The organism is Promicromonospora kroppenstedtii DSM 19349 (genome assembly GCF_000515355.1).
Lineage (GTDB): Bacteria > Actinomycetota > Actinomycetes > Actinomycetales > Cellulomonadaceae > Promicromonospora > Promicromonospora kroppenstedtii.
This window is the reverse complement of sequence record NZ_KI911691.1, coordinates 7,654-18,989: the sequence shown is the minus strand read 5'-3', so window position 1 is coordinate 18,989 and position 11,336 is coordinate 7,654. Positions and strand designations below refer to the sequence as shown.

Here is an 11,336-nt window from a genome sequence, read left to right as displayed (position 1 = left end):
GGCGGGGGTGAGCGGGTTCGTGCCCAAGTCGACGCCCGCGGCGCGGCTCGCGCAGATCGTGCGCGACGTCGCCGTCGGGCACCGGTACGTGGACCCCGAGATCGCGGCGTCCGCGCTCACGGAGAACGAGTGCCCGCTCACCGACCGCGAGCTGGAGGTGCTGCGGGCGGCCCGGTCCGGCGCGCAGGTGTCCGACATCGCGGCGACCGTGCACCTCGCGCCCGGCACCGTGCGCAACTATCTGTCCTCCGCGATGGCGAAGCTCGGTGTCGCGACCCGGCACGCGGCCGCCCACCGCGCGTGGGAGGAGGGCTGGATCTGAGGCCGGAGCTGACGCATGTGAACGTCCTGCGGCTCGGGTGGTTCGGCCTCTCGACATACCAGTCGTCCGGGGATCCCGATCGCTCGCAGTCTCGGGGCGGTGGGGGTGGCGCGGCGGAGCGGACCGGGCTGTCCGGACCGGTCATGCGCCGCTCTGCGCTGGTCGACCTTGCGGGTGCCCCGTCCCGCGCCGCCGTGTCCTGCGGCGCCGTGTCCTGCGGCGCCGTGTCCTGCGGCGCCGTGCCGCCTGGTCCTCTCCGTGGCCGGGGCGGGTGTTCCTGAGACTTCCGTTCCCGGGAGGAGTGTTGGGCGTGGTCGACGAGATGGGCGGGCAGATCTTGGTCGCTGACCGTTGAACTTCCAGGCTTTTCCACAAGGTGAGCAGTCGGATTCTGCTATCGGCAGACCGGGTCGGTTCGACGAGCGGTGCGAACGTGTGTGCCATATGTTGATGGCATGACGCGAACCGGTGGGGTACCAGAACGAGCAGGCGAGCAGCCTGCTCGATCGGTGCTGCCCGGGAACGGGCCGGGACTGCCTGCCGGGTCCGTGCTGCCCGGCCGTGCTGGGGCGTCCGGCGCGGCCGTGTCTGGCGGTGTCGTCGACGTCGCAGGCGTGCGGGCCGTGCGCCGAGCCCTGGCAGAGATGATCTTGCCCGGTGCCACTGACACTCCCTCCCGCGGTGCTGACGTCTCGCGGGCAGTGCAGGCCCAGTGGGTGGACCTGCTCGGTGAACTGGAAGCGGTGAAGAACGCGATCACCGCGACCCAGGCCAGACTGACGGTCGCCCTGGACGAGGCGACGCGTGCTGATGAGGCGCGGCAGAGTATCCGGGCCGAGCGGCGTGGGCGTGGTGTCCCGAACCAGGTCGGTGCCGCGCTACGGGTCAGCCCGCACGCGGGGGCCGGGTTCGTGTCCACCTCCCGCGTCTGGATCACCCAGATGCCCCACACCTTCACCGCGTTGCAGACCGGGGTCCTCTCCCAATGGCGGGCCACCCTGTTGGTGCGGGAGACGTCGCACCTGTCGTTGGAGCACCGGGCCCTGATCGACGAGGAGATCTGCGGACCCACCCACCTGGCCGAACTCGCCCGCATGAGCACCCGACGGTTGATCGCCCGGATCAAGGAGCTGGCCGCCCGGCTGGACGTGCACGCGTGCGTGAACCGCAACGCCAAGGCCGTGACGGAACGCCGGGTCTCCATCCGCCCGGCACCCGACCTGATGGTCTACCTGACCGCGCTCGTGCCGATGGCGCAGGGTGTGCAGGCCTACGCCCAGCTCAAGACAACCGCCGATGCCGTGAAGGCCACGGGTGACGGGCGTGGGGTGGGTCAGATCATGGCCGACACCCTCATCGAACGCACCACCGGACGCGAACCCGGCCACGCGAACGATGTCCCGGTCACGATCAACCTCCTGGTCTCGGACGACACCCTCCTGGCCGGCGGCAACCAGCCGGGTGTGGTGGTCGAGGGCGCCCCGGCCGGTGCGGGCGTGATCCCGGCCCCGGTGGCCCGCAACCTGGTAGCGCACGCGATCGAGACCGACACCGCGTGGCTGCGGTCGATCTATGTCAACCCCCACGGGCGACTGCTGGCCACGACGTCCACGTCCCGGTTCCACCCACCGGGGTTGTCGAGCTTGCTACGGGCCCGGGAGCAAGGGGTCTGTGCCACCGTCTGGTGGCACAGGTCCGGCACACGGACCACGTCACCCCGTATGCGGAAGGTGGCCCGACCAGTCTCGACAACGGTCAGGGTCTGTGCGCGAGGTGTAATCACGCGAAGCAGGCCCCGGGCTGGTCCCAGAAGACCACCCACCTCAACGGCCTCCACGCCGTCGAAACCATGACCCCCACCGGGCACACCTATGTCTCGGTCGCGCCCACACCACCAGCCCCGGCCAGGACACGCGCCACGACGCCTGGCCCCCACGCGACTACAGCCCCAGGAACAGACCCGTACCCGAACAGGACGGCACCCGAGGGCTCGCCGGGAACCGGTCAGACGAACCGACACCTCAGCACGGCCCCTGACCGAGACACGGCCGCGCCCGGCGAGAGGCACACCTCGGCGACCGGTGACGCGCACGCGTCGACGACCAGTGATCCCCGTCCTGGCCAGGACGCGACCCCGACCCGCGACCGCACCACGCCCCCGCCCTGGACCCCCGCGGTCGGCATGACCGGCCCCGCGCCCGGCCGCACCCCACGCAGCCGCTACTCCATCGGCTGCCACACCACCCCCACCTACGGCGCAATCCCCTACCGACCCAGCCCACCACCCCGCCAGGGCCGCCCAGCCCAGCAACCACAGCACCGACCAGCCAACCGAGCACCCGACCGAGCTCGCACCCGCCCACGCCGACCCGACCTCTCCTGGACCCACCCCACCTGACCACCGCCACCGCCACCGCCACCGCCACCGCCACCGCCACCGCATCAACCATCTAGGGTTCGTGGGTGCGCATCGAGACCGACGGCCACCCCGCGGACCCCGCCGACCTGTTCAGCACCTACGGCCATTTCACAGCCATGCAGGTGCGCGACGGCGGCGTCCAGGGCCTGGCCAACCACCTGGCCCGGCTCGACGCCGCGCACCGCGAGCTGTTCGGCCGGCCGCTGGAAGAGGACCGGGTCCGGGACCTCATCCGGCGCGCGCTGAACGGCACGTCCGACGCCGCGGTGCGGGTCACGCTTCGGCACGCCGAGCACGTCGTCGTCTCCGTGGCCGACCCCCGCGACCCGCCGTCCGCGCCGCAGCGGCTGCGCTCGGTCCCCTACCTGCGGCCGTTCCCGCACGTAAAGCACCTGGGCGGGTTCGCCCAGGCCGAGTGGGCCCGCCGCGTGGGCCTCGAGGGATACGACGACGCCCTGCTCACCGCCCCCGACGGCGCCGTCGCCGAGTCGTCGATGGCCAACATCGGCTTCCTGGAGCCCGACGGCTCCGTCGTCTGGCCGGACGCTCCCCAGCTGCACGGCACCGCGATGCGGCTGGTCGAGGCCACGACGCCGTCGACCAGCCGAACCGTCCAGCTCGGCGACGTCGGCAGGTTCGCCGGGGCATTCCTGGTCAACTCCATCGGCGTGGTCGCCGTGGCGTCGATCGACGACGTACCGCTGCCCGACGCCGGGCCCCTGCTGGCCGGCATCGTCGACCGCCTCGCCGCGGTCCCCTGGGACCAGGTCTGAGCCGCACCGACCCGGCCGGTCTCAGCCGGCAACCGGGTCCGCGTTGGCGGCCTCGAACGCCTCGCGGGCCTCGGCGATCTGGTCCTGGTGCTCCTCGGTCCAGCTCACCAGCGCCTGGGTCGTCGCCAGCAGGGTGCGGCCCAACGCGGTGAGCTCGTACTCCACGCGCGGCGGCACCTCGGGGTAGACCGTGCGCGAGACCAGGCCGTCGCGCTCGAGGTTGCGCAGCGTCACGGTCAGCATCCGCTTGCTGATGCCGTCGATCTCCCGGCCCAGCTCACCGAACCGGAGCTTCTTCTCGTCGAGCAACGCGATGACCAGCAGGGACCACTTGTCGGCGATGCGGTCCAGGATCTGCCGCACCTGGCAGTCCTCGCGGACGTCCCACTGGAACGGGTCGCGGTCCGCCCGGCACTCCGCCAGCTCCGCGGCGGTTACCTCGAGAGAACCCGGTGACGTCGAAGTGCCTTCTTGTGCCATCCGTCGATCGTGCCCAACGATCGTCATGGTTACAAGTGGTAACCATGCGGATCCGAGCGAGGAGATCACTGTGACGGACACGAGTGCGGTCGCACCACCGACCACCGCGACCCGGACGGGCTGGGGAGTGCTCGCCGTCGTCTGCGGCGCGCTCTTCCTGGAGGGCATCGACATCGCGATGCTCAACGTCGCGGTGCCCGCCATCGCCGCGGACATCGGCCTGGCGACCGCCGACGCGCACTGGGTGATCAGCGCCTACGTGCTGGCCTACGGCGGGTTCATGATCCTCGGCGGCCGCACGGCCGACCTCGTGGGCCGACGCCGTACCTTCCTGGTCGCCCTCGCGGTCTTCGTCGTCTTCTCCGGCCTGGGCGGTCTGGCCGACGACGCCTGGGTGCTGGTCGTCGCCCGGTTCGTCACCGGGGCCACCGCGGGGTTCATGACGCCGGCGGGCTTCAGCCTGCTGACCACCAGCTACCCCGAGGGTCCGCCCCGCGACCGGGCGCTGGCGATCTACGGCGCGATCGGCGCGGGCGGGTTCACGCTCGGCGTCGTCGCGGGCGGTCTCCTGACCGACGTGGGCTGGCGCTGGGTGTTCTTCGCGCCCGTGATCGTGGGGGCCGCGCTCTGGGTCGCGGGCCGCCTCGTCGTCCGGCCGGACCCCGTGACCGACGTGCCGCGCGGCGGGTTCGACGTCGGTGGCGCGGTCACGCTGACGTCGGCCATGGTCGCGCTCATCTACGGCGTGGTCGCGGTCGGCGAGGGCGGGCACGTGGTGGCGGGCGTCGCCGCGTTCGCCGCGGCGGCGGTGCTGACCGGAGCCTTCGTGCTGATCGAGCGGCGGGCGAGGGACCCGCTGCTGCGGCTGGCCGTGCTGCGCGAGGGACTGCTGCTGCGGGCGAGCCTGGCGGGGATGCTGGTCATCGGCGCGTTCTTCGCGTTCCAGTTCCTGATCACGCTCTACCTGCAGGAGTACCGGGGCTGGTCACCGGTCGCGACGGGACTGGTCTTCGCCGTCATGGGTGCCGACATGATCATCGCGCCGCTGGTCACCCACCGCCTGGTCCAGCGGTTCGGGAACGTCCCCGTGCTGGTGGTCGGCATCGGCGCCGGCGCGGTCGCGTTCGTCCTGGCCCTGCGCCTCGACGGCGCCTGGGGCTACCTCGACCTGCTGCCCTCGCTGCTGCTCGTCGCGGTGATGTTCGCCCTGGTGTACGGGCCGCTGACCGGCGCGGCCACGGCGGGCCTGGCCGAGGCCGAGCACGGCGTGGCCGGCGGTGTGGTCTACACGGCGTTCCAGTTCGGCGCCGCGCTGGGCGTCACGGCCGCCACGATCGTGCTGGTGGACGGGCACGCCTCTCCTGCCGGAGCAACCGACTACCAGCGTGCGCTGCTGGTGCCCGCCGTCGCAGCGGTGCTCGCCCTGGCGCTCGGGATCGCCGCCTGGGTGCGCGGTCGCCGCGCCGCCGTCCGCCCCTGACGCCCCGCCGCTGGTCGAGCTCGTCGGGACCTGGGTCTCGACGAGCTCGACCAGCGAAGGTCTAGCCGCAGTACTCGTTCAGCGCGAAGTCGTGCACCACCGTCTGTCCCTTGACGATGCGTGCCGACTTCGACTCCGGCGGGTACCCCGTCGCCGAGCTGAGCAGCGTCAGCCGGTTGTTGGACACCCCCATCCAGCGGGCGTAGCCGCCGTCCGGCCCCGTCACCAGCGTGACGTCGTACTCGGAACCGTCGATCACCACGAACGCACCTTCGAGCGGCACCGTCTCGTCGTCACACGTGACGCCCGTGACCGTCCCGGCGATCTTGCCCCAGCTGGCGGGCGGGGTCACCGAGAGCGACACCTCGACGCGGGGCTCGCCGTACGGCGTGCCGCCGTCGGCCACGACCTCCGAGGTGTAGGTGCCCGGCTGGTCCACCCGGCTGCTGTCGAGGTCGACCAGCACCTTGGCCGACTGGCCCGGGGCCAGCGTGAACACCGGCGGCTGCACGTCGAGCCACGGCACGTCGACCGTGGTCTCGCCGGTCACGTTGAGCACCGTGTGCATGTCGGGGAACCCGAGGTCCGCCACGGTGGCGGGCTCGGGCGTGCCGCAGTCGTCGGAGGCGAGGTAGGACGGCGCCGTCTCCGGCTCCGCGTTGGAGCCGATGAAGAACTCGTCGGCGCTGACCACCTCGACCACGAGCGTGCCGGACGCGGTGCCGGTGACCGGCACGTCGACCAGCGTGAGCTCCTGGGCCTCCAGCGTCACGTCGGACGAGCCCACGAGCGTCATGTTCTCGTAGACGAAGTCCCCGTCGAGCTCGTACAGGTTGACCGTGACGTTGCTGCCCGCCGCGGCCGTCTCGACGCCGAAGGACACGTTGGTCACGGCAAGCTCGCCCTGGATGTCGAAGTCCTCCAGGGTGAACGTCCGCAGCCACTGCGTCTGGCTCCCCACGCAGGCCACCGAGTTGCCCATGGTGATGTCCTGCGACGACGAGTGCGTGATCGTGGTCCCGTCCGCGAGGAGCGCCGGCGGGGCCGACGGCGTGGCCGTCCGCCCGGGGTGCTTCCCGTTCCGGGCCAGGCCGTCGTCCTTCGCAGCCGCCACGCCCTTGGCGCCCGCCGACGCCGCCGTGGTCACCTCGGTCGTCCGACCGGTCGCTCCCTTGATGACCCCGGTGCCCGACGCCGACCCGAGGATCTCGAAGTCGGACGACGCCGGCGCCACCTCGACGTCCGCGGGCGCGGTGCCCTCGTTCGTCACGGTGAACGAGCCGGACCGGGTGCCGCCCAGGCGCACCTCGCGGGAGATCTGCTCCGGCGAGACGGTCAGGAGCGGGGCCGCGAGCTCGACGTCCTGCCGGGTGATCGCGTCGGCGACGACCGTGACCGTCGCCTCGGTGGACTCGTAGTCCTTGGCGGAGTAGCCGACCTGCTGCTCGCCGACCTGCGGGGAGAACAGCGAGTAGAACCCGGCACCGACCGTCGGGTTCTCGGGGTCGACAGTGCCGGCGCTCTGCTCCCCCGCCGTCACCGTGGCGCCGTTCACGCCGTCACCGGTGTTGAGGTCGTGCACGAACCCGGAGACCAGGCCGCCCTCGACCGGGGTGCAGGCCCCGATCGCGACGTTGTCGACCTGCCACCACAGGGCGTACACGGCGTCGCCGTAGTGGAACCGGACCCGCACGTCGGACTGGTCGGCGGCGGCCGTGATCGGGACGACCGTGCGCCCGAGCGCGTCGGACGTCTGGTGCAGCACGGTCTCCCAGGTCTCCCCGCCGTCGAGGCTGAGGTCGACGTCGGCGAAGTCGCCGATCGCGCCGTACGACTGGTCGAACGTCAGGAGCGGCGCCTCGACGCCGCTCAGGTCGTACGCGGGCGAGGTGAGCGTGGTGTCCTGCGCGCCGTCCTCGCCGTAGGCGTCGCTGTTCACCTCGGCGAACAGGCCCTCGCCGCCGGTCATGTTGCTCGCGCCGAAGCGGTCGTCGAACGTCCAGACCTGCTCGGTGCCGGCCAGGTCCTCGACGGTCCAGCCCTCGGGCACGTCGCCCGACTCGAACTCCTCCGTGGCGCCCGCCCCGACGAGGTCGTAGCCGGGGGCCGTGCACTCGGAGAGCACGGGGATCGCGGCGTCGGCGGAGACCGGGTCCGTGCCGACCTCGACCGCCTGGGTGAACGCGGCGTAGCCGGTCACGGACGGCTGCACGACGAGCGTGTGCGTGGCCGACTGCGGTAGCTCCAGCGAGTACTCGCCGGTGAACGGGTCGGTCCAGGTGGCGACGCCGCTCGGCGCGCCCTGCACCGTGACCTCGGCGTCGAGCGGCCAGCCGTGGCCGGAACCGTCGGTGACGGTGCCACTCACGGTCGTGGTCGGCGCGGCCTCCAGCGTGACGTCCACCGTGACCGTCTCGCCCTCGACGACCTCGGCCTGCGCCGTGGCGTCCAGGTACCCGAACGCGGAGACGGCCAGCTCGTGCGTGCCCTCCTCCAGACCCAGGCGGAACGCGCCCTCGGCGTCCGTGGTGTCGGAGCGGTCGCCCGTGGTCACGCGCGCCCCGCCGACGGGCTCGCCGTCGGCGTCGGTCACGGTGCCCGCGACGAAGCCGAAGCCGTCGGTCGGCGCGGCGGCGACGAGCGCCGCGACATCGAGCTTGCCCTCGCCCCACACGTTGTTGTCGGCGGGGGTGCCGCCGCAGGAGTCGTCGGCCACGTCGACCGAGGTCTGGTCCAGCAGGGCCTGGGTGCCCTCGATGTCGCCCACCAGCACCGGCGCCGCGCTCCACAGGAGCGCGACGGCGCCCGCGAGGTGCGGGGAGGCCATGGAGGTGCCGCTGAACTCGGCGTAGTCGCCGCCCGGGACGGACGAGCGGACGTTGTCGCCCGGGGCGGCCAGGTTCGGCTTGGTCTCGCCGTCGGCGCCCGGGCCCCGCGACGAGAACTCGGCGATCTCGCCGGACTCCCCGAACGCGCCGGCCGCGTAGGTGGCCACGTTGGCCCCGGGGGACGACGTCGACTGGCAGCCGGCCTCGCCCGCGTTGCCCGCGGCCCACGCGCCGAAGATGCCCGCCGCCTCCCAGGCGGCGATCTCCTCGGACATGAAGTCGTCGATGGCGCCCGGCTCCTGCTGCCCCCACGAGTTGTTCACGACGTGCGGCCGCTGGGACGGGTCAGGGTCCGAGCCGTCGGCGCGCGTCGGCGCCAGGATCCACTGGCCCGAGGCCAGCAGGTCGGCGTCGGAGCAGGAGGCGCAGCCGTTGGCCGCGATCCAGTCGGCGCCCGGTGCGACGCCGACCTGGTTGCCCTCGCCGTCGTCGCCCACCATGGTGCCCATGACGTGCGTGCCGTGGGCGTCGCCGTCGCACGGCGAGCCGTCGCAGAAGCCGCCGGCGTCGAACCAGTTGTAGTCGTTGCTCAGACCGTCCGCGCCCAGGTAGCCGCGGTAGTGCTCCAGGAGCGCGGGGTGCTCGACGTCGACGCCGGAGTCGATGTTCGCCACGGTGATGCCCTCACCGGTGAACCCGAGGTCCCACACGTCGGGGGCGCCGATCGCGTCCAGGCCCCACTCGGTCGCGAGCGGCGCGCGCTCGGTCGCGGCCTTGCGCTGCACCGGCTCGACGGGCTGGGCCGCGAACCGCTCGTGCACCTGCTCGACCTCGCGGTCGGCGGCCACCTGCTCGGCGAGCTCCTGCGTGCCGTCCTGCACGAGGATCGCGTTGCTGATCCAGTAGGACTCGAAGTCCACGCCGGCGGCCTTCAGGTCGGCGACGACGCCGGACTGCGACGCCTTGGCCGTGCGGGTCAGCTCGTCGTAGACGTACTGGCCGCGCTCGTCCCAGTCGGTCATCGCCTTGGCGGGCGCGAGGTCCGGCCGGTCTGCGAACCGGATCCAGAAGTCGGCCGACTCCTTGGTCTCCAGCCGGGTCTGCACGGCGGGCGTGATCTTGTCGGCGGCGCGGTCGGGGACGTCGGCGGCCGCGACGGGCGCCGTCCCCGCCGGGGCCGTGGTGCTCGCGAGCGCCGGGGTCACGCTCACCGTGGTGGCCAGCAGTGCGCCGACCGCTGCGAGAGCGATCGGCGCGCGTCGTCTGGTTGGCATGCGACTGTGCATCTTGCCTCCGGGGTGCAAGCGCCCTGAGCGGGGCGCAACCACTGGTCCACGTACGTGGGCCACGTGACACTCTGGAGAGAGCGGGCGAAAAGGGCAACGAAAGTGTCCTGCTCACCCGCTGTCCGCCGCCTGGGAACCAGCACCCAGGCGGCGGACAGCTTCCGGGACGAGTCTCAGCTGTTCCGGGCGGCGTCCAGGATGACCCTGGTGACGGCGCCGGGCTGGCTGATCATCGCGACGTGGGAGCTCTTGAGCTCGACCGTCGTGGAGCCGGCGCGCTTCGCCATGGCTCGTTCGGCCTGGGGCGGGATGATCCGGTCGTTCTTGGCCACGATGTACCAGCTCGTGATGTCCTCCCAGGCGGGCGGGCCGGACGGCGTCCCGAGCGAGCTGAGCGTCGCCGGGCGCTGGGTCGCGGCCATGAACCGCGCCTCGTCGCGCGGCAGGTCCGGGGCGAACAGCCGCGGGAACCAGACCGGGTCGATGTACGCGTCGGCGTCGTTCTCCGGGGCCCCGGGATAGGGACGCAGCACGAGGTGGTCGATGACCTCGGGCGGCGGGCCACCGCCCAGCGCGTTGGCGTCGGCCACGGTCTCGCCCTCGGCGAGCGCGAAGCCCGCCACGTAGACCAGCGCCTCGACGTCGTCGTCGCCGGTCGCGGCGTTGGTGATGACCGCGCCGCCGTAGGAGTGGCCCACCAGCACGATCGGTCCCTCGATCGTGTCGAGGAACAGGCGCAGGTACTCGCTGTCCGACGTCGGGCCGCGCAGCGGGTTGGAGAACGCGATGACCGGGTAGCCACGGTCCATGAGGCGCTCGGAGACGCCGGACCAGCCGCTGGAGTCGGCGAACGCGCCGTGGACGAGCACGATGGTGGGCTTGGTGTGATGACCCGGGACCCCGTGGGAACCGTGCGAGCGGGCCGGCGTGGTGGAGCCGGTCACGGACGAGAGAGTGAGCAGTGCCGTGGCGAGCGCGGCGACCAAGGCGGTAGGGCGGGTGAAGCGTCTCCTGGCCATCGGTATGTCTCCTGTCGTGGTACGGACACAAAAGATCATCCGCAGCGGACCGGGTGAATGGACCACGTGAACCACGTAGTCCCTCCGGTACCGACCTACCGTGGGCGGATGGAGACCGCCGCCACCCCTCTGGGGCGCGACGAGGAGCTGCGTCGGCTGGCCACGCTGCTCCGCGGTGCACGCACCGGCCGCGGCGGGTCGCTGCTGGTCCTGGGTGAGCCGGGGATCGGCAAGACCTGCCTGCTGACCGAGGCGACGCGCGTGCCGGGCCTGGCCGCGATCCGCCTGGACGGGTACGAGTCCGAGTCGACCATCCCGTTCGCGGCGGTGCAGCGACTGGTCACGATGCTCCGCGAGCACTGCGCCGGGCTGCCGGAGCGGCAGCGGCAGGCGGTGCGCGTCGCGTCGGGCCAGACGGAGGGGCCGCCGCCCGACCGGTTCCTGGTGGGCCTGGGCGTGCTGGGGCTGCTCTCGGCGGCTGCGGACCGCACCCCTGTGGTGTGCGTGGTCGACGACGCGCACCTGATCGACGCCGAGAGCCTGGACGCCCTCGCGTTCGTGGCGCGGCGGCTCGCGGTGGAACACGTCGCGGTCGTCTTCGCGGCGCGGGACGACGGCGGGTTCGCGGAGCGGATGGGCGGCGTGCCGCAGCTCGCCCTGACCGGCCTGGACCTGGAGGCCGCGGTGCAGCTGCTGAACCGGTCGGCGGCGCAGCCCGTGGCGCCGTCG

The 11,336-nt window shown here is 72.5% G+C and carries 7 protein-coding genes and 1 pseudogene; 5 read left to right on the top strand and 3 right to left on the bottom strand.

All coding sequences use genetic code 11. From position 1 onward, the window contains the following. The 3 genes and pseudogenes from PROKR_RS16640 to PROKR_RS16630 all read left to right on the top strand — a co-directional run. The coding region (locus tag PROKR_RS16640) for a helix-turn-helix domain-containing protein (RefSeq protein ID WP_036964837.1) at positions 1-322 on the top strand (322 nt) is incomplete at its 5' end. 644 nt (positions 323-966) lie between these two features. After that, positions 967-2,720, top strand: a pseudogene (locus PROKR_RS16635) (HNH endonuclease). A 65-nt stretch (positions 2,721-2,785) separates the two neighbouring features. Beyond that, positions 2,786-3,514 (top strand): aminotransferase class IV, encoded by a 729-nt coding sequence (locus PROKR_RS16630; protein WP_036964836.1) that lies wholly within the window; start codon positions 2,786-2,788, stop codon positions 3,512-3,514. Between the two features lie 21 nt (positions 3,515-3,535). On the opposite strand, the gene PROKR_RS16625 is transcribed toward PROKR_RS16630, so the two are convergent. Beyond that, on the bottom strand, positions 3,536-3,994 hold the full coding sequence (locus PROKR_RS16625; RefSeq protein ID WP_036964835.1) for a winged helix-turn-helix transcriptional regulator: 459 nt from the start codon (positions 3,992-3,994) through the stop codon (positions 3,536-3,538). A gap of 70 nt (positions 3,995-4,064) precedes the next feature. Here PROKR_RS16625 and PROKR_RS16620 point away from each other — a divergent pair, with 70 nt between their 5' ends. Continuing rightward, a complete protein-coding gene (locus PROKR_RS16620; RefSeq protein ID WP_169736449.1) occupies positions 4,065-5,474 on the top strand; it encodes an MFS transporter in 1,410 nt (469 codons plus the stop codon). Positions 5,475-5,535: 61 nt separating this feature from the next. Here PROKR_RS16620 and PROKR_RS16615 read toward each other — a convergent pair whose 3' ends face one another. Beyond that, the gene (locus PROKR_RS16615; protein ID WP_051433067.1) at positions 5,536-9,576 is read right to left on the bottom strand and encodes a S8 family serine peptidase; all 4,041 of its coding nucleotides are present in this window, start codon (positions 9,574-9,576) and stop codon (positions 5,536-5,538) included. 185 nt (positions 9,577-9,761) lie between these two features. Next, positions 9,762-10,607, bottom strand: a complete 846-nt coding sequence (locus tag PROKR_RS16610) for an alpha/beta fold hydrolase (RefSeq protein WP_036964834.1) — start codon at positions 10,605-10,607, stop codon at positions 9,762-9,764. Positions 10,608-10,715: 108 nt separating this feature from the next. Here PROKR_RS16610 and PROKR_RS16605 point away from each other — a divergent pair. Then, positions 10,716-11,336, top strand: a 621-nt coding sequence (locus PROKR_RS16605) for an ATP-binding protein (protein WP_036964833.1), incomplete at its 3' end; no start/stop codon positions are given.